At 66.7% G+C, this 20,535-nt stretch carries 16 protein-coding genes, 1 tRNA gene and 2 pseudogenes; 12 read left to right on the top strand and 7 right to left on the bottom strand.

Annotation, left to right across the window (positions count from 1 at the left end):
• Window positions 1-37: 37 nt before the first annotated feature.
• Together gabT and ACU4E7_RS15690 are read left to right on the top strand one after the other, a co-directional pair.
• Complete coding sequence (gene gabT / locus ACU4E7_RS15695) at window positions 38-1,378, top strand: 4-aminobutyrate--2-oxoglutarate transaminase (RefSeq protein WP_447019391.1); 1,341 nt, start codon at window positions 38-40, stop codon at window positions 1,376-1,378.
• A 31-nt stretch (window positions 1,379-1,409) separates the two neighbouring features.
• Window positions 1,410-2,558 (top strand): malate/lactate/ureidoglycolate dehydrogenase, encoded by a 1,149-nt coding sequence (locus ACU4E7_RS15690; RefSeq protein ID WP_447019390.1) that lies wholly within the window; start codon window positions 1,410-1,412, stop codon window positions 2,556-2,558.
• Window positions 2,559-2,590: 32 nt separating this feature from the next.
• On the opposite strand, the gene ACU4E7_RS15685 is transcribed toward ACU4E7_RS15690, so the two are convergent.
• Complete coding sequence (locus ACU4E7_RS15685) at window positions 2,591-3,157, bottom strand: cupin domain-containing protein (RefSeq protein WP_447021646.1); 567 nt, start codon at window positions 3,155-3,157, stop codon at window positions 2,591-2,593.
• Between the two features lie 403 nt (window positions 3,158-3,560).
• Here ACU4E7_RS15685 and ACU4E7_RS15680 point away from each other — a divergent pair, with 403 nt between their 5' ends.
• The 9 genes from ACU4E7_RS15680 (at window position 3,561) to ACU4E7_RS15640 (ending at window position 15,718) form a co-directional block, all read left to right on the top strand.
• On the top strand, window positions 3,561-5,078 hold the full coding sequence (locus tag ACU4E7_RS15680; RefSeq protein ID WP_447019389.1) for an ABC transporter substrate-binding protein: 1,518 nt from the start codon (window positions 3,561-3,563) through the stop codon (window positions 5,076-5,078).
• 141 nt (window positions 5,079-5,219) lie between these two features.
• A complete protein-coding gene (locus ACU4E7_RS15675) occupies window positions 5,220-6,218 on the top strand; it encodes an ABC transporter permease (protein WP_447019388.1) in 999 nt (332 codons plus the stop codon).
• A 2-nt stretch (window positions 6,219-6,220) separates the two neighbouring features.
• Window positions 6,221-7,117 carry an ABC transporter permease gene (locus ACU4E7_RS15670; RefSeq protein ID WP_447019387.1) on the top strand — a complete coding sequence of 299 codons (897 nt, stop codon included), beginning with the start codon at window positions 6,221-6,223 and terminating at the stop codon, window positions 7,115-7,117.
• 1 nt (window position 7,118) lies between these two features.
• Entirely contained in the window at window positions 7,119-8,819 is a 1,701-nt protein-coding gene (locus ACU4E7_RS15665; RefSeq protein ID WP_447019386.1) for a dipeptide ABC transporter ATP-binding protein, read from the top strand.
• 13 nt (window positions 8,820-8,832) lie between these two features.
• Window positions 8,833-10,116 carry an ArgE/DapE family deacylase gene (locus tag ACU4E7_RS15660; protein ID WP_447019385.1) on the top strand — a complete coding sequence of 428 codons (1,284 nt, stop codon included), beginning with the start codon at window positions 8,833-8,835 and terminating at the stop codon, window positions 10,114-10,116.
• Window positions 10,117-10,124: 8 nt separating this feature from the next.
• A complete protein-coding gene (locus tag ACU4E7_RS15655; RefSeq protein WP_447019384.1) occupies window positions 10,125-10,826 on the top strand; it encodes an aspartate/glutamate racemase family protein in 702 nt (233 codons plus the stop codon).
• Window positions 10,827-10,865: 39 nt separating this feature from the next.
• Window positions 10,866-12,599, top strand: coding sequence for a M28 family peptidase (locus ACU4E7_RS15650; RefSeq protein ID WP_447019383.1), 1,734 nt, complete (start codon window positions 10,866-10,868; stop codon window positions 12,597-12,599).
• Window positions 12,600-12,673: 74 nt separating this feature from the next.
• Entirely contained in the window at window positions 12,674-14,332 is a 1,659-nt protein-coding gene (locus ACU4E7_RS15645) for a thiamine pyrophosphate-dependent enzyme (protein ID WP_447019382.1), read from the top strand.
• 9 nt (window positions 14,333-14,341) lie between these two features.
• On the top strand, window positions 14,342-15,718 hold the full coding sequence (locus ACU4E7_RS15640; RefSeq protein WP_447019381.1) for an FAD-binding oxidoreductase: 1,377 nt from the start codon (window positions 14,342-14,344) through the stop codon (window positions 15,716-15,718).
• A gap of 226 nt (window positions 15,719-15,944) precedes the next feature.
• Here ACU4E7_RS15640 and ACU4E7_RS15635 read toward each other — a convergent pair.
• Together ACU4E7_RS15635 and ACU4E7_RS15630 are read right to left on the bottom strand one after the other, a co-directional pair.
• A pseudogene (locus tag ACU4E7_RS15635) lies at window positions 15,945-16,304 on the bottom strand (integrase core domain-containing protein); the annotation flags it as partial.
• 45 nt (window positions 16,305-16,349) lie between these two features.
• Window positions 16,350-16,514 (bottom strand): annotated as a pseudogene (locus ACU4E7_RS15630) (hypothetical protein); the annotation flags it as partial.
• On the opposite strand from ACU4E7_RS15630, the gene ACU4E7_RS15625 reads away from it, so the two are divergent.
• A complete protein-coding gene (locus ACU4E7_RS15625) occupies window positions 16,495-17,043 on the top strand; it encodes a hypothetical protein (RefSeq protein ID WP_447019380.1) in 549 nt (182 codons plus the stop codon). The pseudogene ACU4E7_RS15630 and the gene ACU4E7_RS15625 overlap by 20 nt on opposite strands.
• Before the next feature lie 2 nt (window positions 17,044-17,045).
• Here ACU4E7_RS15625 and ACU4E7_RS15620 read toward each other — a convergent pair.
• The 4 genes from ACU4E7_RS15620 to ACU4E7_RS15605 all read right to left on the bottom strand — a co-directional run bounded on the left by ACU4E7_RS15620 (window position 17,046) and on the right by ACU4E7_RS15605 (window position 20,492).
• Window positions 17,046-17,137 (bottom strand) — tRNA-Ser (locus ACU4E7_RS15620).
• A 10-nt stretch (window positions 17,138-17,147) separates the two neighbouring features.
• Complete coding sequence (locus ACU4E7_RS15615; RefSeq protein ID WP_447019379.1) at window positions 17,148-17,582, bottom strand: DUF6165 family protein; 435 nt, start codon at window positions 17,580-17,582, stop codon at window positions 17,148-17,150.
• 5 nt (window positions 17,583-17,587) lie between these two features.
• Window positions 17,588-19,630, bottom strand: a complete 2,043-nt coding sequence (locus ACU4E7_RS15610; protein WP_447019378.1) for a tetratricopeptide repeat protein — start codon at window positions 19,628-19,630, stop codon at window positions 17,588-17,590.
• Window positions 19,631-19,778: 148 nt separating this feature from the next.
• Window positions 19,779-20,492 (bottom strand): glutathione S-transferase N-terminal domain-containing protein, encoded by a 714-nt coding sequence (locus ACU4E7_RS15605; RefSeq protein WP_238121921.1) that lies wholly within the window; start codon window positions 20,490-20,492, stop codon window positions 19,779-19,781.
• Window positions 20,493-20,535 lie beyond the last annotated feature (43 nt).

Genomic DNA, 20,535 nt, shown 5'->3' with positions numbered 1-20,535 from the left:
CATCAAGCACGCATGATCCGGGCTTCAGGAGCCCGATATGCCGTCCTTAACCGCTGTTTCCCCTGCAACTGCCGTGGCCTGCTCTGCGGCTGTCCCGTCCCCGATCGACCTGCTCGCGCGTCGCGAGCGTGCCACGCCGCGGGGCGTTTCCGTCGCCACCCCTGTCTTTGCCGCCCGCGCGGAGAATGCGGAGCTGTGGGACACGGAGGGCCGGTGCTATATCGATTTCGCAGGTGGCATTGGCGTGCTCAACGTGGGGCACCGGCACCCCAAGGTGATGAAGGCGGTTGCCGAGCAACTCGATCGCTACACCCACACGGCCTATCAGATCGTGCCCTATGAGCCCTACGTGGCCCTCGCGGAACGGCTGAATGCCCTGGCACCGTTCAGCGGTGCCGCCAAGACCCTGCTGCTGACCACCGGCGCCGAGGCGACCGAGAATGCGGTGAAGATCGCCCGCGCGGCCACCCGGCGATCGGCGGTGATCGCCTTCGCCGGCGGCTTCCACGGCCGCACCCTGCTCAGCATGGCTATGACCGGGAAGGTGCGCCCCTACAAGCAGGATTTCGGACCGATGCCGGCCGAGATCTTTCACGTGCCGTTCCCGGTGCCGCAGCTCGGCATCACCGTCGAGGACAGCCTGCGGGCCATCGACATCCTGTTCCGGGCGGATGTGGACCCCAGCCGCGTCGCCGCCATCATCATCGAGGCGGTGCAGGGCGAAGGCGGCTTCTACCCTGCGCCGTTCGAGCTGCTGCAGGCCCTGCGCGCGCTGTGCGATCGCCATGGCATCCTGCTGATCGTGGATGAGGTCCAGTCCGGCTTTGCCCGGACCGGCAAGATGTTCGCCATCGAGCATTCGGGGGTGGAGCCGGACCTCATCACCATCGCCAAGTCGCTGGCCGGCGGCTTCCCCCTCTCGGGCGTGGTGGGGCGTGCCGAGCACATGGATGCGGCCGACCCCGGTGGTCTGGGCGGAACCTATGCCGGCAGCCCGGTCGCCTGCGCGGCGGCGCTCGCGGTGCTCGACGTGATTGCGGAAGAGCAGTTGCTGGCTCGCGCCGAGGCGGTTGGCCAACGCCTCAAGGCGCGCCTTCACCAGATCGCGGCGCGGAACGATGTGGCGCCGATCACCGATATCCGCGGGCTGGGCGCGATGGTGGGCTTCGATCTGGTGCGCTCGCGCGGCGGCTACGAGGCCGACGCGGAGGCGACCCGCCGGGTGACCCAGGCGGCGCTCGAAGAAGGGCTCATCCTGCTGTCATGCGGGGTGCTGGGCAATGCCATCCGCATCCTGGTGCCGCTCACGGCGTCCGATACGATCCTCGACGAGGGGATGGGGAAGCTGGAGCGCGCTCTTTGCGCCGCCAAATGCTGAGCCCGTGCGCCGCTGACCGGGGAAGGCGCCCATGACGTCAACGCCGCAGGCCGCCGACCAACGCGTCGGCGCGCAAGCCCTCGAACGCCTGGTGCAGCGGCTGTTCGAGCGCCTGGGGTCGGTGCCCTGGGAAGCCCGCCTGGTGGCAGGGCACGTGGTGCGCGCCAACCTTCTGGGTCACGATTCCCATGGGGTCGGCACCGTCCCCGGTTACGTCACCGCCATCCGGGGCGGCCTGGTGCGGCTCAACCGCCGTGTCTCGGTCGTCTCCGACTTCGGATCGCTGCTCTCCCTCGATGGGCACGGTGGCCTGGGCCAGTCCATTGCCGCGCAGGCCATGGACCTTGCCATCACCCGGGCGCGGCAGAACGGCGCCTGCATCCTCAGCGTGCGCAACAGTCATCACATGGGGCGGATCGGCACCTATGCCGAGCAGTGTGCCGCAGCCGGGCTGGTTTCCATCCATTTCGTCAACGTGGTGCATGTGCCGCCGGTTGTCGCTCCCCACGGCGGGCGGGATGCGCGGACCCACACCAACCCGCTGACCATCGGCATGCCGCGCCCCGGCACCCTGCCGCTGGTGCTGGATTTCGCAACCAGCCGCGCCGCTTATGGCAAGATGCGTGTCGCCCGCAATCGGGGCACCGCCGCCGCGCCCGGGTATCTGCTGGATGCATCCGGCAACCCGACCCTCGATCCGGAGGTGCTGTTCTCCGAACCGATGGGGGCCCTGCTGCCCTTCGGCGACCACAAGGGCGCCGGCCTCGGGCTCATGTGCGACCTGCTGGCGGGCGCCCTGAGCGGCGGCGGAACCATGCATCACGGCACGTTCGAGCCGCGCGGCCCGCTTTCGAACAACATGCTGTCCATCGTGCTGGACCCGGAACGTCTGGCGGGCGCGCACGGCTGGTGTGACGCGGTGAGCGCGGCGACCGCCTTCTACCGCGCCTCGCCGCCCGCAGATCCCGACGCGCCGGTGCTGCTTCCCGGTGAGCAGGAGGAGCGGACACGGCAGCTCCGCCAGGAGGCCGGCATACCCATCGACGCCAACAGCTGGAGCAGCGTGATCGAGGCGGCCCTGGCGGCCGGACTGAGCGCGGCGGAAGTGGAGGCCGCGTTGGAGGTGACCGCTGCCCCGACGGGGCGCAAGGTCGACCTGGCGCAGGGGCACCGGCGGTGATGGCGGCGCCCCGAACCCCCGCGCGCGCCTTCTCAGAAGGTCGGGGGCGTGCAGGCGCTTACGATAATGCAGTCGTCCGCGAAGATGTTCCGGAAACGATGCAGCATCGTGCTGTCGAAATAGTAGGCATCGCCGGCATTCAGGACCCGCACGTGCTCCCCCACGGTGAGCTCGATGGCGCCTGCGATGACGATGCCGGCCTCCTCGCCCTCGTGGCCGTAGGGCGGGTCGCCCGTATCGGCGCCTGGCGCGTAGCGCTCATAGAGCATCTGCAGCTTGCGGTCCCGCAGATCGAAACCCACTTGCCGCAGGGACAAAGCTCCGTCGCCGAGCTCCACCAGATCGCTGGCCGGGTAGAAGATGCGCGGGGCCTCGGCTTCGCTGACGGCGAAGAACTCCGCCAGCGACATGGGGAAGCCCGACAGCATCTTCTTGAGGGATGCCACGGATGGACTGACCTGATTCAGCTCGACCAGGGAGACGCTGGTGTGCGTGATGCCGGAGCGTCGCGCCAATTCCCGCTGCGACAACCCCGCCTGGGTGCGAAGTTCCCGCAGCCGGCGGCCGACATCGAAGGGATCATCCGCATCAGTGCGCATTGCTTCGCTGTTCAAGACATACCTCGCCCCACAGCCCCGACAATTCTTTCAAATGTATCGGGTGACTTAAGTTTTGCCGCTACGTCATTGGGCCGCACAAATCCCGCAGACACGTGTAAAAAATAGTTGCCAATAGGTTTAAGTTTTGTCAAAAATTTTTTAACCGCAAAAAACAACCACGCCAGAAAATGGGGGATCTCCGATACCCCCTCAGGCTTTCCAGAGTGAAGGGACATCCATGCGTTTTCAAGGCTTTGGAAGACATTCTGCCCGCCGTGAAGCGTCTTCGCACCGGCTGCGGCAGCTTCTGGCGGCGACCTGCCTCGCCGGGCTCGCGGCCATGGCGGCATCTGGCAGCACAAAGGCCGCGGAATCAGCCCCCACGCTGCGGATTGGGGTCGAGATGGAGATCGCGTCCCTCGACCCGATCCGGCAGACCAACAACTGGGAGTATATGACCGCGGTCAATGTCTACGATACGCTGGTCTTCCCCGATCCCGAAAAAAAGGTCGTTCCCTGGATCGCCGAATCCTGGGAGGTGTCGCCCGACAAGACCAGCTATACGTTTAAGCTGAAGCATGGCGTGCCGTTTCACGATGGCAAGGAAATCACCTCCGCGGACGTTGCCTTTTCCATGCAGCGGCTGCTGGCTATGAGCGGGCCGATTGCCAATTACTTCAAGTCCATCGATGCGGAGCGGATCGAAACCCCCGATCCCTACACTGTCCGCTTCAACCTGAAGGCGCCAGATCCGGCGTTCATGCAAGCGCTGTTCCTGTTCAAGATTCTAAACAAGGATCTGCTGCTGGCCAACAAAGCCGAAGGCAAGTATGGCGAATATGGGGACTATGGCGCGAAGTTCCTGCAGTCGCACGATGCCGGATCGGGTCCCTACAAGGTCGTGGACTTCCGGCCATCCGAAGCGGTGGTTCTGGAGCGCTTTGCGGATTACCCCTTCAGCAAGGCCGGGTCGGGCACGCCCGAAAGCGTGCGCATCCTGACCATTCCAGAGGTTGTCACGATCGCCGCCAAGCTGAAGGGCGGTGAGCTCGACGTCGGCACGGTCTCCATCCCCACCCAGGTGCAGAAGCAGCTGGCGTCGGATGAGCGCTTCGTGGTCGAGCGCGACCCCCAGCCGACGCCCTGGTTCGTGGTGATGAACAACGCCAAGCCGCCGCTGGACGATCCCCATGTGCGGCGGGCCGTGGCCTATGCCTATGACGCCAACACCGTGACCAAGTTCATCCTCGGTGGCGGCGAGGAGCTGCGCGGCCCCGTGCCGCCGCAGCTGCTGGGCAAGTGCGAGGGCATCACCCGCTACGACTTCAGCCTGGAGAAGGCGAAGCAGGAGCTGGCCCAGTCCAAATATACGCCGGAGCAGCTCAAGGCGTTCGAGATGGACATCGCCGCCGTCGCCGGCAGCGAGCGGTTCAAGAACATCGCTTTGCTCTTGTCGACGAACCTGAAGAAGATCGGCCTCAATGCCCAGGTCAAGGCGGTGCGCTGGTCCGACATCACCGCCGCTCAGACCAAGCCCGAGACGGCCTTCAATTTCGTCGTCTATTACGACACGGCTAAGGTGCCTCACCCCAACCAGTTCCTGACCTATTATACCAAGAAGGGCTGGGGAGCGTCGTATCCGCCCGGCGGCATCTATTACGACAACCCGAAGGTCACGGCGCTGATCCAGCAGGCCAACGACGCCAATGATCCGGCCGAAAGCCAGAAGCTGGTGTGCGAGGCGGTCAAGCTCATCGCGGAAGACTCGCCCAGCGTGTTCTCCCACGTGGATGTTCGCCAGTTCCCCCACTGGCGTTATGTGAAGGGCTTCAAGGCTGACGCCGGCGCAATGTTCTTCGACTTGCGGTTCGATCGCTTCAGCCTGGATGCCGCCGATCCCCTTTTGAAGCAGGCCCGCTGAGCCCTCGTCTGCCCGCCAGAACGGACCGCCGACCGCAAGGGGTGGCATCTCCGTTCACGGCGGACACAGACACCTTCGGCCCCTTCCCGGCGGCGCCGATCCGGCGCCGCCGCCAGCCCCATCTCGAACCGGACACAGGGCATGAGGTTTCTTGAACGCCTGCTGCACATGGCGCTCGTACTGGTTGGAGTGTCGATCCTCATCTTCGTGCTGGTGCGGGTGATCCCCGGCGATCCGGTCGCGGTGGCGCTCGGTGATCGGGCGACGCCGGCGGAAGTCAGCCGCCTGCGGGCCGAGATGGGCCTCGACCAGTCGCTGCCGGTCCAGTACCTGCACTATGTCCGGGGCCTCATGGAAGGCCATTTCGGCCCCTCCCTCATCGAGCAGCGCGACGTTGGCCCCATCATCGCCGAGCGGTTGCCGGCCACGCTTGAGCTGATCACCGTGGCCATGCTGCTGGCGGTGGTGTTTGGGGTGCCCTTTGGTGTCATGTCCGCCGTGCATCGGGATGGCGCCGTGGACCATACGAGCCGCATCGCGTCCCTGTTCGGCGTGTCGTTCCCCCAGTTCTGGGTCGCCCTGATCTTCCAGCTGGTGCTGGGATCCTGGCTACTGCTACTGCCCATCACCGGGCGCATCTCGGGCCCGCCACCCGAGCACATCACCGGCTTCTTTCTATTGGACAGCCTACTGACGCTGAATTTCGCGGCGTTCAGCGACGCCCTCCGGCACATCGCGGGACCCGCCATCGTGCTTGCCCTCGGCCCGCTCGCGAACATCACCCGCCTGGTCCGGGCGAGCATGATCGACGAGCTCGGCAAGCCCTACCCCGCGCTCAGCCGGGCGATCGGCATGCCGGCGCTGCTGATCAACTACAAATACGTGCTGCGCAATGCCTTCTCGTCGTCGCTCACGGTCATCGGCTTCCTGTTTCCACTGATGCTGGGCAGCGCCTTTGTGGTGGAGAAGGTGTTCGCCTGGCCCGGCATCGCCCGGTTCGGCGCCGACGCCATCGTTGCCAACGATTTCAACGCGGTCGTGGGCGTCACCCTGGTGATCTGCGTGTTCGTGGTGATCATCAATTTCGTGGTGGACGAGCTCTACGCCGTCATCGATCCACGCATCCGGCTGGGGCGCTGAGCATGACCGAGATCTCCTCCGACCCCAGCTTCGACATCGAAAGCCTGGCGCCACCGCGCAAGAGCGGGTTTGCCCGCGGCTTCGCACGGCTGCGACGCAATCCGCTGGCGGTGGCCGGGATGCTCACCTTGCTGGCGATCGTGCTTGTCGCCATCTTCGCGCCCTGGATTTCCCCCTACCCGGAGGATGTGTCGGACGCGGTGCATTTCGAGAGCCTGCTGCAGCCGCCGAGCCTGGAGCACATCATGGGCACCGACGAGGCCGGCCGCGACGTGTTCACCCGGGTGCTGCACGGCGCCGGCCTGTCGCTGACCATGGCGGTGGTCGTGCTGTCCCTGGCGGTGTCCATCGGCGTGCCGGTGGGCCTTGTCGCCGGCTATTACGGCGGCGCCGTCGAAAAGGTGCTGATGCGCATCACCGATGTTTTCTCGGCGGTGCCGGCGCTGGTGCTGGCCCTCGCCATCTCGGTGGTGATGGGCGCCAGCCTCACCGGGTCGATGATCGCCATCGGCCTCGTCTGGTGGCGCTCCTTCGCACGCATCGCCCATGGCCAGACCCTTTCCCTCAAGCAGGAGAATTACGTGGTGGTGGCCCGCACCCTCGGTGCCGGTGATCTGCACATCATGTTCCGCGAGATCCTGCCCAACATGACCTCGCCTTTGCTCGTCACCATCTCGCTGGATGCGGGGTATGCGATCCTGATCGGCACGGCCATCAGCTTCCTGGGCGCCGGCGCCAATCCGCCGACCGCCGAGTGGGGCCTCATGGTGGCTTCGGGCCGCCATTATCTGCCCGAGGCGTGGTGGCCCTCCCTGTTCCCGGGCCTCGCCATCTTCGTCACCGTGCTGAGCTTCAACCTGCTCGGCGACGGCCTGCGCGACTTCTTCGGCGAGGACTGACATGGCCGAACCTCTCGTCACCATCGATCAGCTCGCCATGGAGTTCCGCACGCTCGATGGCTTCCAGCGGATCCTGAACGGCGTCAGCCTACGGATCGATCCCGGTGAGATCGTCGGCTTGGTCGGCGAGACCGGCTCCGGCAAGAGCGTCACCGCCAAATACCTGCTCGGCATCCTGCCGATGCCGCCGGCGCGGGTGGTGGACGGAACCGCCACCCTGTTCGGCAAGACCCTGCCCGGCCTACCCAAGGCCGAGCGCGAGGATCTCAAGCGCTTCATCGCCTACGTGCCGCAGGACCCCATGGCGGCGCTCAATCCGTCGTTCAAGATCGGCTCCCAGATGAGCGATGTGATCATCTGGGAACGGTGCGGGCGGCGGCTCGGCGCCTACCTCCTGGAACGCCATCGTCCGGCAGCGCGGCGCCAGGCGCTCGACTATGCGGCGCACCTGCTGGAGAAGGTGCACATCACCGATCCGCGCGCCGTGCTCAAGCGCTATCCGGTGCAATTGTCCGGCGGCATGCGCCAGCGCGTGCTGCTGGCGCTCGCCATCAGCGGCACTCCGCGTCTCCTGATCGCCGATGAGCCGACCACGGCGCTTGACGTGACGGTGCAGAAGAAGATCGTCGAGATCATCCAGGAGCTGGTCGAGCGCGAGAAGCTGGCCGGCCTCTACATCACCCACGATCTGGGCGTCGCCCGCTGGCTGTGCGCCCGGACCTATGTGATGTACCGCGGCGCCATCGTGGAGAGCGGGCAGACCGCTGCGCTGCTGGACCATCCCGGCCATCCCTATACGCGCCGGCTGGTGGATGCGATCCCGCGCATGGACGCGACCCCCGCCGATGTGCCGCCGGCGCCCAGCCCGGCCGAAGCCGCCGACCATCCGCAACTGCGCGTCGCCGCACTGTCGAAGAGCTATGGCGGCGCCAAGCCGGTGCAGGCGGTGAAGTCGGTGTCCTTCGACATCCGACGGGGGGAGACCTTCGCCATCGTCGGGGAATCCGGCTCCGGCAAGTCCACCACAGCGCAGATGCTGGCGCGGATCATCGAGCCTTCGGCGGGCACCATCGCCATCGATGGACGCGATATTACCCACCTCGAGGGCGCGCATCTGCGGGAGCTGCGCCGCACCATCCAGATGGTGTTCCAGGATCCCGGCTCGGCGCTCAATCCACGCCAGACCATCGAACAGATCGTCGCCCTGCCGCTGAAGCTCCACGGAGGGCTGAGCGCCGTCGAGCGGCGGGATCGGGTGGCGGAACTGCTGGAAGCGGTCGATCTGCCGGTCGATTTCATGAAGCGGACGCCGCCCTCGCTCAGCGGTGGCCAGAAGCAGCGCATCAACATCGCCCGCGCCCTGGCGCTGCGGCCGCAGATCCTGGTTCTGGACGAGCCGACCTCGGCGCTCGACGTGTCGGTGCAGGCCCGCATCCTGGACCTGCTGAAGACCCTCAAGGCGGCGCAGAACCTCACCTACGTTCTCATCACCCATGATCTCGGCGTGGTCCGTGCGATCGCCGACCGGATCGCGGTGATGTACCTGGGCGAGATCGTGGAGACCGGCCCCACGGACCAGATCCTGTACGCGCCCCGCCACGCCTACACCCGCTCTCTCATCTCCGCGGTTCCCCTGGTGCACGAGGAGGACCGGGTGGCATTCGCCCGCCATCGGGCGACCACCCCTGCCGGCTCGATCTGAAAAGGACCCACCCGTGGCACTTTCCGACGACATGGTGCGGCGTCTCGATGCCGAGGCTGACCGCCTGCGTGACGCGCTGCTGGCGGACATTCAGACGGTGGTCCGTATCCCCAGCGTGGTGGGAACGGAAGCGGCCATGGCCGCGCACATGGAACAGCTCTACCGTGACAGCGGGCTGGGCCTGGAGGTCATGACCCTCGCCCCCGACATCCCGGCGGTGCGCAGCCATCCGGGCTTCGTCGATACCGGCATGTCCTATGCGGAGCGGCACAATGTCCTGGCCCGCCTGCCCGGCGAGGACGGCGCCCCCTCCCTGATCCTCAACGGCCACATGGATGTGGTCGCCACCGGCGCGCCGGAGGCCTGGAGCCATGATCCCTGGAGCGGCGACATCGCCGGAGACTGGCTCTACGGCCGAGGGGCCGGCGACATGAAGGCCGGGCTCGTCGCCAACCTCTACGCGCTGAAGATCCTCGCCAATGCCGGGCTCGCCCCGCGCGGCCACGTGATGCTGCAGGCGGTGGTGGATGAGGAGGCCGGCGGCGCCGGCGGCACCCTCGCCTGCCTGGAGGCGGGCTATCGGGCCGATGCCATGATCTGTGCCGAGCCCCATGATCTGAACGTCACCATCGCCCATGCCGGCGTCGCCTATTTCCGGGTCCGGGTGGCGGGCAAGCCGGCCCATGCGGCCCAGGCCCACAAGGGCGTCAATGCCATCGCCATGATGATGCCCATCGTCAACGCCCTGGTGGAACTCGACGAGTTGCGCGGGCGCGAGGCGGTGTTCGAGCTGATCGGCCAGGACAGCGGACGCTCCTGCCACCTCAACGTCGGCACCCTCAAGGCCGGCGACTGGCCGTCGAGCGTGCCGGCCGAGGCGGAGATCGAGTGCCGCATCGGCTTCGTGCCGGGCGAGCGGCTCGTCGACATCCGGCGGCTGGTGGAGGAGACCATCGCCGCGGTGGCGGCCGGTCATCCGTGGCTGGCGGACCACCCGCCGGCCATCACCTGGTATGGCTGGCAGGCCGACCCCTGGCACCAGGACCCGAGCCACCCGTTCGTCGGCGCGGTGAAGGGTGCCGCCGAAAAGGTGCTCGGTCGCCCCACGCGCTTCATCGGCCGCAGCGGCGGCATCGATAGCCGGTTTTCCCAATACTACGGCATGGCCGCCGTCTGCACCGGCCCGACCGTCGAGAACATGCACGGCATCGACGAGCGTGTGCTCATTCCCACCGTCGTCTCCACGGCGAAGGTCCTCGCCGCGTCGGTTCTGTCCTGGTGCGGCGTGCGCAACTGAGGGGCCCCATGACCATGAAGATCGGCATCATCGTTCCCAATGTGGGCATGAGCCCCGAAGCGCTCGACGAACGCCGGCGGTTTCTCCTCGCCGGCGCCAGGCCCGGTACCGAAATCGTCATGGTGAAGAACGATGACGGCCCCTTGAGCATCGAATCCGAATTCGAGCGCGAGGAAGCCAGCACCCACATCGTCGCCCACATGCTGCGCCTCTCCGATCAGGGCTTCGATGCCTTCATCCCGTGGTGCGCGGGCGATCCGGCGGTGATGGCCGGGCGCGAGCGGGTCTCGGTGCCGGTGGTGGGCCCGCTGCAGTCGGCCTGCAGCTTCGCCTCCGTGCTCGGGTTCCGCTTCTCGGTGCTGACGCCCATGACCAACCCGCGCCTGGTGCGGCACCGGGTGCAGGGCATGGGCCTCGGCGCCAGCCTCGCCTCCGTCGCTGCCCTGGGTGTCCCGGTGCTGGACCTGCGCAAGGACCTCGCCACCACCCGCCGCCTGGTGAGCGAGGCGGTGACCGCCATGGCCGAGCGCGATGGCGCCGATGCGGTGGTGCTCGCCTGCCTCGCCCTGTTCGGCCTGTCGGAGACCCTGAAGGACGTTCCAGTCCCGGTCGTCGATCCGGCCCGCGCGGCCATTGCCATGGCCGAGAGCCTCGTCGCCATGAGGCTGAGCCACGCGCGCACCGCTTATCCCTTCCCCAAAGCCTGCTGACCCATTTCGAGCCGGGGCTTTTTCTTCCGGAGTAGACCCATGCGTGATGAAATTCTGTCCGCCCTGTCGGTGGAATCCGTCCTCAAGGACGTGCGTTTCTTCTCAGAAGAAACCCCGCACCGCCTCGCCGGCACGCCCACCGAGCGGAAAGCGGCCGAATACATCAAGGCCCAGTTCGACGCGGCCGGCGTGCCGATGACCATCCACGAGCTCGACGCCTATGTGAGCTTCCCCGGCAAGGCGCGCATCGAAGTGCTCGGCCCGGAGCCGCGCATCATCGAGGCCAACACCTTCGCCCAGGCCGGCGCCACGCCTCCGGAGGGCCTGGAGGCCGAGCTGGTTCACGTGGGGCCCGGCGGCATTCCGGACTATGAGGGGGTCGACGCCGTCGGCAAGATCACCCTCTCCGAGCTGTCCTATGCGCCGCCGCGGCCGGAGAAGGTGCGCATTGCCGGCGCCATGGGGTCGGTGGGCCAGATCATGATGAACTGGGGCCTGCCCGAGCACAACACCCTGCCCATGGGCACCTGCAAGCCGGTGTGGGGCAACCCGACCCCGGAGAATTTCAGCCTCATGCCGAAGATCCCGGTGGTGGGCATCAAGCTCGCCGACGGCCAGTGGCTGGCCGAGCAGGTCAAGGCCGGCCCGGTCCGCGTGCGCATGTTCTGCGAGGCGGAGAACCGCTGGGGCAAGGCGCTGCTGCCCATGGCCCGGATCGAAGGCAATGAGGAGGCCGACAAGTTCGTGATCGTCGGCGGCCACTACGACGCCTGGGGGCCCGGCGCCACCGACAATGGCACCGGCAATTCCGAGGTGATCGAGATTGCCCGCACCCTCGCCAAGTATAAGGGCAAGCTGCGCCGTTCCGTGGTCTTCGCGTTCTGGGCCGCCCACGAGACCGGCATCATGGAGGGCTCGTCCTGGTATGTGGACCGGTTCTGGGACGACCTCACCGCCAATGCGGTGCTGTATCTGAACGTGGATTCGACCGGCATGCTCGGCGCCTCCAAGTTCCAGGGCACCGCCTCCCACGAGGTCGCCCAGTTCCATCGGGATCTCGTCAAGGACGTCCTCGGCATCGAGAACGTGGGCACCAGCCCGCTGGCGCGCACCGGTGACCAGTCGTTCTTCGGCATCGGCGTGCCGTCCATCTATGCCAGCCATAAGCACCCGCCGGAGCAGCAGAAGGCGTGGCGTGGCGCGACCCTGGGCTGGTGGTACCACAGCACGTTCGACACCCTCGACGTGGTGGATCCGGCGCTGCTCGCCGACAGCCTGAAGATGCACGCGGCCTATACCTACGAGCTCGCCAACCGCAAGGTGCTGCCGTTCGACATGACGGCGGTGGCGGACGTGATCGTCAACCGCCTTGCCGACCTTGCCAAGCTCGGCGTTGAGCTCAATCTCGCTGACCTCCAGGCGGAAGCGGTCAAGCTGCGCGCCAATGCCGAGAGGCTGAAGCAGGAGGGGGCGCGGGTCGCCGCTGAAGGTACCGACGCCGAGGCGCGCCGGTTCAACGAGACGGTGCTGCGCCTGTGTCGCCAGCTCACCTCGGTGACGGGCACTGTGAGCGGGCGCTGGTCGCAGGACACCTACGGCCTCACCGCTCTCAAGACGCCGATGCCGGGCCTCTACACCATCGAGCAGCTGGCCAAGCTCGACCCTGCGAGCGCCGCCTACAAGCTGCAGTGGACTGAGACCCTGCGCGAGCGCAACCGGGCCAAGGATGGCGTGAGCGAGGCCAACCGCACCATTGAGACCCTGCTCGGCTGAGCCAAGCCGGACCTCCCGGGACTTTGAGGTCTCGGGAGGTCGTTTCCCGCATTGTCTGTACCGGAAAGCTGGTCATGTCTGTGAAGAAGATCCCAGGGGCCGTATCGCGCGTGAGCGGCGCCGAGGCGGCGGTGTCGGCGTTGATCGATCATGGGGTGGACACCGTGTTCGGGCTTCCGGGCATTCAGCTCGACCCATTGTTCTGCGCCCTCCACGACGCCGGCGATGCGCTGCGCGTCATCCATTTTCGCCATGAGCAAGGCGCCGCTTATGCCGCGCTCGGCTATGCGCAGGCCAGTGGCCGTGTCGGCGTCTATTCCGTGGTCCCGGGCCCCGGCTTCCTCAACACCACCGCCGCCCTCTCCACCGCCTATGCCTGCGGTGCGCCGGTGCTCGCCCTGATCGGCCAGATCGAGACCGCCAGCATCGGCCGGGGGCTCGGCGAACTGCATGAGATCCCTGATCAGACGGGCGTCATGCGCGGCCTCACCAAATGGAACTGCCGGGTCTCTCACCCCCATGAGATCCCGGGGGCCGTGCACGAGGCATTCCGGCACGCCCGCGGCGGCAGGACCCGCCCGGTGGGCATCGAGATCCCGCCCGACGTTCTCGCCCTGAAGGCGCCGGTCGGTCCCGCGCCGATGGTGGATGCGGAGCAGCAGGTGGCACCCGAGGTCGACCCGGATGCGATCGCCCAAGCGGCCCAGGTGCTCGCCAACGCCACCGCGCCGTTGATCTTCGCGGGCGGCGGCGCGCTGGAGGCGGCCAGCCTGATCGAAGCGCTCGCCCACCGGCTTCAGGCGCCAGTGGCGACCCATCGCCAAGGTCGCGGCCTCATCGCCACCGATAGCCCCTATGCCCTCAACCTCCACGAGGCGTCTCGTCTGTGGCGCGCGGCGGATGTCATCCTGGCCATCGGGACACGGCTGCACCTGCCCCGCAAATTGTGGGGTCTGCGGCCGGGTCAAACCCTCATCCAGGTGGATGTGGACCGCGCCCAGGTGCTGGCCGGCGGCAAACCCGACATCACCATTTTCGGGAGCGCCCGCGAAGCCGTGGCGCAACTGCTTGGCGAGCTGGAGCGGACCGGTGCCGCGCGCGCCTCCATCGCCCAGGACCTGCAGGCGCTGAAACAGGCGTCCGCGGCGGAGTTCGAGCGGCGGATCGGTCCGCAGATGGCCTATGTGCGTGCCTTGCGCGCCGCATTGCCGGAGGAAGCGATCATCGTCGCCGACTATACGCAGATCGCCTACGTCGCCACCGCCGCCTTTCGGCTACCCGCCCCCCGACACCTGCTCACGCCCGGATACCAGGGCACTCTCGGCTTCGGCTACGCGACCGCCCTCGGCGCCCAGGTGGCGTTCCCGGACCGCCCCGTTGTCGCCCTCTGCGGCGATGGCGGTTTCCTGTTCACGGCGACCGAAATGGCGAGCGCCATTCAGCATGGCATCAACGTCATCGCCGTGGTCTTCAACGACAATGCCTTCACCAATGTGCAGCGGATGCAACGCAATCTCTACGACGGCAAGGTGATCGCCACGAACCTTCAGAATCCGGATTTCGTCTCCCTTGCCTCGAGCTTCGGCGTGCCAGCCTCCAAGGTTCAGGATCCTGCGGGCCTGGAAGCGGCCCTGCGCGCGGCTGTAGCGGCCCGCACGCCGGCGTTGATCGAGGTCGCGACCGACCCCAATTTCCCCGACCCATGGCCGTTGCTTGCCCCTCGATTGAGCTGAGGGAGGCTCATGGACGACATCGTTTCGGCGCTGCGCGCAATGCTCGGCGAACAGCGGGTCCTGACCGACGACGCCGTGCCGGTTCGGAACCGGCAGGATGCGAGCAATCTGCCGCCCTGCCAACCTCGTGCGTTGGTTCGTCCCAAGAGCACGGAAGACGTCGCCCGGATCCTGCGTCTTTGTCATGCACACCAGCAACGCATCGTCATCCAGGGCGGCATGACCGGGCTTGCGGGAGGCGCCCATCCCAGCGCCGACGAAGTTGCACTCTCGATGGAGCTCATGACCGGCGTCGAGGAAGTGGATGCTACGGCATCCACTCTCACGGCCCTCGCGGGCACGCCCTTGGCGGTGGTGCAGCAGGCGGCCGAAGCCGCCGGCCTCATGTGCGGGATCGACCTTGGCGCGCGCGGCTCATGCACCATCGGCGGCAATGTGGCCACCAATGCCGGTGGCAACCAGGTGCTGCGCTATGGCATGACGCGCCACAACGTGCTCGGCCTTGAAGCAGTGCTGGCCGATGGCACCATCGTCCGCTCCCTCAATAAGATGATGAAGAACAACACGGGCTACGACTGGCCCCAGCTTCTCATCGGCAGTGAAGGGACATTGGGGGTCATCACCCGTGTGGTCCTGCGCCTCCACCCGCGGCCGGCAGAGGTTCACACCGCAATGCTGGCCCTCAACACCTTCAGCGATGCGCTGCGCGTGCTCCATACCATCCAGGGTGCTCTGCCCGGGCAGTTGCTGGCCTTCGAGGTGATGTGGCGGGAGTTCCAGGTCGCAGCGCAGCGCTTCTGCGGAGCTTCGTCCCCGTTGCCAGGTTCGCCACGCCTGCTGGTGCTGCTGGATGTGGCCGCTGCGGCCGGCGCCGGTTCGGAGCCGCTGGAGCAGGTGCTCGCGGACGCCTTTGAGCGCGGATTGATCCATGATGCGGTCCTCGCTCAATCCCAAGCGCAGGTCAGGCAGTTCTGGGCGTTCCGTGAAACTCCGGCGGACTACCGCAGCCGGGGTTACCGAGTCCACGGCCTCGATATTTCCCTGCCGCTGGCGACTATCGAAGAGGCGGTGGAACAGCTACGCACCGAGATGGCACGGCGACTGCCGGATCTCGTGGTGTTCTGGTTCGGACATGCGGCCGACAGCAATATCCATGTCTGCGCCCTGTTCGCCGATCCCGAGGACCCAAGGCGCGCCGAGGTCGATGCGATTGTGTATGAGAGCGTGGCCCGCTTCGACGGTTCCGTGTCAGCGGAGCACGGCATTGGCCGCAAGAAACGAGCGCAGTTGAGCATCTCCAGAGGCCCTGAGGAACTTGCCCTGATGCGCCGCCTGAAGGAAACGCTCGACCCCGAATACAACCTGAATGCAAATCGCGTTATTTAATATTCATAACGCGAAGGCCATAATATAGATAAATAAAAATAAAAAAGTATATAAATTTGTCGTATCACATACATGAATACAGTAAATATCAAAATATTATATAATAATTTTACATCATTTTATTTCATTATTTATTATTTTCGGCGCAATACGCGCGCCTCGGCTTGGTCCTAGTCTATGCTAGACAACTAGGTGGCCTGCCCATATTGAGTGGTGCCGCTTAAGTCTAATGCATTGTGGGTCTGTTGTCCGCATTTGAGGTTGGCGGCACGATGACGGCCGGTGCCGGGGCTTGTAGCCGAGCGCGGAGTGTGGCCGCTCGGTGTTGTAATGCTGACGCCAGCCCTCAATGACACTCCTCGCCTCGGCCAGGCTGTAGCAGCTCTCACCGTCGAGCAGTTCATCCCGGAGCTTGGAGTTGAAGCTTTCGCAATAGTCATTCTCCCATGAGGGAGCCCGGCTCGATGAAGGCCGTCCTGGCCCCGACTGCCGTGATCCAGTCCCGCAACGCCTTGGCTATGAACTCCGGGCCATTGTCGGAACGGATATGGCTGGGCACGCCCCTCGGCACGAACAGGTCCGAAACCGCCTTGCGCAGCCGTTCGTTCTCTCGTCCCAGATCCTTCAGCCGCTTCACCTGGTCGCTCTTCAGCCCGCCGAACTCCTTGCGCCAGCGATAATAGGTGAACGCCGTCGCCCGGATCGCCCAGATCGGCCACGCCTGCTCGATCAAGGCGCGGTAGGGCGGGACTGGCTGAAAGGGCCACGCGGTCCCCGTGGACAAGCTCGATGACATGGTGGTCAGCCATATCGAGGACCGCTTGCTTGATCCCGCCCGTCTGGAGAAGCTGCTTGGCAGCATCCTCGGTCGCCGCGAGGATCAGGCCGAGCGCCGCCGCGAACACATCGCCTTTTTGCAGCGGCAGGCCACCGAATCGGAATCGCGCCTCAAGCGGCTCTATGACGCTATCGAGGCAGGTGTGGCCGATCTGGGCGATCCGGCACTTAAGGAACGGATAGCCGGCCTCAAGGTCATCCGCGATCAGGCGCGAACCGATGCCGACCGGGCGCGGGCATTGCTCGAAAGCCCCGGCCACAGTGCTCTTAGCCCGGCGATGATCGAAGGTTCGCACGCCGCGCGCGGGAGCGGATTCATAGCCGCGAGGGCGGCTATCGGCGGGATCATCTGCGCGCCCCGGCGCAGCGCGTCGAGGTTGCAGACGATGCAATCCGCATCATGGGATCGAAAACGGAGCTGCTCAGGACGCCGACTGCTGCTCAAGGGCAACAATCCGCGGCGATTGGCGTGCCCAGAGGCGGACTGAAATGGCGGAGACGGAGGGATTCGAACCCTCGAGACCCTTTTGGGGGTCTGCTCATTTAGCAAACGAGTGCCTTCAGCCTCTCGGCCACGTCTCCGGCCCCCCTCCTATGCCGAACCCGGGTCGCATTTGCAAGGCGCCTCGGCGCCTTCCTGACCGAAATACGACTTCTCTTCCACGATCTGTGAGCCGGACAAAAGGTTGATCCGCCGCTTCAGCTCCGAGCGCTGATCGTTCAGGCGATAGACCGAGCGCGCCGCCGCCACGAAATGCGAATCGAAGCGGCCGTCGCGCTCCATCGCACGCAATTCGTCCTCCACCACCCACAATTGCCGGTTCACCTGCAGCAGCGCCGCGGCGAGATCCGTGAAGGCGCCCTCGAGGCCATGCTGGCGCTGCAAGGCGGTCAGCTCTGCCAGCTCGTGCAGCACATGGGCCTGCTGGGCGGCCTGCGCCATGTGCGCGGCCTTCAGCTGCAGAATCGAGATCTTGTCGAACAGCTCCCCCACCGAGATGGGCGCCAGGATGAGCGGATCAGGCATGGACCTCAGCCCTCCTTGGCGGCCACCAGCGGGCGCGTCGCCGCCACCACGCGGGTGAAGACCTCGCTCCAGTCCCCGGCCCGCTGCTGAGGAAACAACCGAAGGTGCGGATAGAACACAGTGTGCGCGTCGCCCAGCCCCCACCGCCATTCCGGCACCGCGCGCAACAGAACGAAGGTGGGCCGCCCCCGGGCGCCGGCCAGATGGCTCATGGATGTGTCGCAGGTGATCACCAGATCGAGATGCTGCAGCACCCCCGCCGTGTCGACGAAACTGCCATCGGCGTCGCGCCCCTCGGGCAGGCGCAGCACCCGGTCGGCGAACGGCACCTGCGCCAGTTGCTCCAGGCCGGGTCCCCATTGCAGGCACACCAGTTCCACCCCCTCCATCTGCGCCAGCGGGGCAAAGGCGGCGAGCGGCACCGAGCGCCCCACATCCACCAGGGGCGAGGGATTACCCTGCCAGCAGATGCCGATGCGGAACCGGACCGGCTCAGGCTCAGGCGCCTCGGCGGGGCCATCCCCTTCCGTCTCGGCGGGCGGCGGCGCGGGATCACATCCCAGGGTGCGCCAATGCGCCACCCGTTCCGGATCGGCGGTGAGATAGGGCGGCTTGGGCCAGGTGGCGGGGTCGGGCGCGATCAGGCCGGGCAGGCTCCCCATCGGCACCCAGCGCAGGCCGGGAGCGGCGAGGTCCAGTCCGTCAAGATCGCTGACCACCGACACGCGCGCATCAATGCGGCGCAGCAGCGCCACGTGGCGGGGCGCCACCAGCCAGCGGACCCGCAGGCCGCGATCGGCCAGCAGCCGCAGCAGCCGCCCGAACATGAGGTGATCCCCGAGCCCCTGCTCGCCGAGCACGATCAGCTCATCCACCGGCTCCACCCCATCCCAGCGGGCAAAGCCCAGGGGACGGAAGGACGGCGGCACCAGGGCCACGCGGCTCTCATAATCGGCCCAGCCGGCGCTCCAGCGCCCGTGGGCCAGATGCTCCGCCGCCGCGAGATAGCGCACCTGCGGATCGGAGGGATCGGCTGCCACGGCGGCGGCGAGGGCGGCGTTCGCCTGCGGTCGCCGGCCGAAATCCGCCTCGAGCATGGCCAGGGTGACCTGCGCCGGCGCAAAGCCCGGGTCGAGGGCGATGGCAGCACGGGCATCGGCCAGGGCGCCATCGCCATCGCCGAGATCGCGGCGCGCCTCTGCCCGCTCTGCCAGCAGCGGCACACAATGGGGATCGAGGGCGATGGCGGCGTTGCAGATGGAGAGCGCCTCCCGTGGCGCCCCCTCCACCCGGGCGAGGCGCGACAGATCCGCCCGCCAGGCCAGTTCTCCCGGCGCCAGCGCCACCGCGGCCTCGAACGCGCTGCGGGCGGCGGCGCACTGCCCCAGGCCCAGCAGGCCCCGGCCGCGGAACAGATGCGCTTCCGCGGCGACGGACGGCGAGCGCAGGGCCTCGTCGGCCTGCGCCACCGCATCGGTGAAGCGACCAGCCCGCAGCAGCACCTCCGCCAGACCGAGGCGGTGCTCGGGATGCCACGGCTGCATGGCGGTCAAGGCTTCGTAATCGGCGAGGGCGCGCGCCTGCGCGCCCTCGTGGAGCAAGGCCGCGGCGCGGTAGGCGAGGGCTTCGGTGGCGCGGGGATCGAGCGCCAGCACCCGGTCGAACCGGGCGATAGCCTCCCCCTGGCGCCCCAGCAGGCTCAGCAGCTTGCCCGCCAGGTAATGGGCCTCGCCGAGGTCGGGGGCGCGCTGCGCTGCCGCCTCATAGGCGGCCAGCGCCTCCTCCAGCGCCCGATTGGCCTGCAGCGCGGCCCCCAGCAGCACGAAGGCATCGGCCTCACCGGGATAGCTTTCGCGGGCGCGCCGCGCCGCCGCCAGAGCCTCCTTGCTCCGCCCCGCCTGCAGAAGGGCGAAGACCAGCAGGCGCTGCACCTCGAAGGCGGGCTGGCTGCGATTGAGACGGCGATAGATCTCGATGGCGTCATCGAGCTTGCCCTGACGATGCAGTTCAGTCGCCCGACTGAACGCGGCGCGTGCATCGTGGGACATGGGCGGGCGGCTCCTGGCCTGGCGTCAATGCCGGTCGACGCCTGTCTTAGAGCACCTCAGGGTTGGAGGGAACGCCCTGGCCCCCGCAAAATGCGCAAGAGTGCTGTGGTGCCGCCGGTTCACCGCCACAACCAACCCCGGGCGCGCCTCAGCTGCGCGCCCGCTGCCCGAACAGCACCGATTGCGCGTCCTTGTCCTTGGCGAGATCGAGCTGCGCGCGCTGCTCCACATTGACGGACAGGCCGCGCTGCACCGCCGGCCGCGCCATCACCCGCTCCAGCCACCCCTTGAGATAGGGGAATTCCTCGATGTTCTGGCCCTGCTTCTCCCAGGACTTGGTCCAGCCGACGCAGGCGATGTCCGCGATGGAATAGGCCCCGGCCAGATAGTCCCGATCCTTGAGGCGGGTGTTCATCACGCCATAAAGGCGGTGCACCTCGTTGGTGTAGCGCTCGATGGCATAGGGAATCTTCTCCGGCGCATAGATGCGGAAATGATGCGCCTGGCCGGCCATGGGCCCGAGCCCGCCCATCTGCCAGAACAGCCACTGCTCCACCTCGACTCGCGCCCGCTCCTCGGTGGGATAGAACATGCCGGTCTTGCGGCCGAGGTACTGCAGAATGGCGCCCGATTCGAACACCGAGATGGGCGCGCCATCCGGCCCCTCCGGATCGACGATCGCCGGCATCTTGTTGTTCGGGGAAATGGCGAGGAATTCCGGCTTGAACTGGTCACCCTTGCCGATGTTCACCAGTCGCACATCGTAGGGAAGCCCGCACTCCTCCAGCATGATGGAGATCTTCCATCCGTTCGGCGTGGGCCAATAATAGAATTCGATGGGCTTGACCTGGGCCTGTGCCATGAATCGCTCCCCGAAACGCTGTGGTTCTGGCCGATTATGGCGG

This window comes from Xanthobacter sp. ZOL 2024 (genome assembly GCF_052932325.1).
This window is presented reverse-complemented; position numbering and strand designations above follow the sequence as displayed.

Excerpts from the sequence above, each read along its gene's own strand:
- gabT (WP_447019391.1), top strand. The coding sequence starts at position 38 with ATGCCGTCCTTAACCGCTGTTTCCCCTGCAACTGCCGTGGCCTGCTCT.
- ACU4E7_RS15690 (WP_447019390.1), top strand. The coding sequence starts at position 1,410 with ATGACGTCAACGCCGCAGGCCGCCGACCAACGCGTCGGCGCGCAAGCC.
- ACU4E7_RS15685 (WP_447021646.1), bottom strand. The coding sequence starts at position 3,157 with ATGCGCACTGATGCGGATGATCCCTTCGATGTCGGCCGCCGGCTGCGG.
- ACU4E7_RS15680 (WP_447019389.1), top strand. The coding sequence starts at position 3,561 with ATGGAGATCGCGTCCCTCGACCCGATCCGGCAGACCAACAACTGGGAG.
- ACU4E7_RS15675 (WP_447019388.1), top strand. The coding sequence starts at position 5,220 with ATGAGGTTTCTTGAACGCCTGCTGCACATGGCGCTCGTACTGGTTGGA.
- ACU4E7_RS15670 (WP_447019387.1), top strand. The coding sequence starts at position 6,221 with ATGACCGAGATCTCCTCCGACCCCAGCTTCGACATCGAAAGCCTGGCG.
- ACU4E7_RS15665 (WP_447019386.1), top strand. The coding sequence starts at position 7,119 with ATGGCCGAACCTCTCGTCACCATCGATCAGCTCGCCATGGAGTTCCGC.
- ACU4E7_RS15655 (WP_447019384.1), top strand. The coding sequence starts at position 10,125 with ATGACCATGAAGATCGGCATCATCGTTCCCAATGTGGGCATGAGCCCC.
- ACU4E7_RS15650 (WP_447019383.1), top strand. The coding sequence starts at position 10,866 with ATGCGTGATGAAATTCTGTCCGCCCTGTCGGTGGAATCCGTCCTCAAG.
- ACU4E7_RS15645 (WP_447019382.1), top strand. The coding sequence starts at position 12,674 with ATGTCTGTGAAGAAGATCCCAGGGGCCGTATCGCGCGTGAGCGGCGCC.
- ACU4E7_RS15640 (WP_447019381.1), top strand. The coding sequence starts at position 14,342 with ATGGACGACATCGTTTCGGCGCTGCGCGCAATGCTCGGCGAACAGCGG.
- ACU4E7_RS15615 (WP_447019379.1), bottom strand. The coding sequence starts at position 17,582 with ATGCCTGATCCGCTCATCCTGGCGCCCATCTCGGTGGGGGAGCTGTTC.
- ACU4E7_RS15610 (WP_447019378.1), bottom strand. The coding sequence starts at position 19,630 with ATGTCCCACGATGCACGCGCCGCGTTCAGTCGGGCGACTGAACTGCAT.
- ACU4E7_RS15605 (WP_238121921.1), bottom strand. The coding sequence starts at position 20,492 with ATGGCACAGGCCCAGGTCAAGCCCATCGAATTCTATTATTGGCCCACG.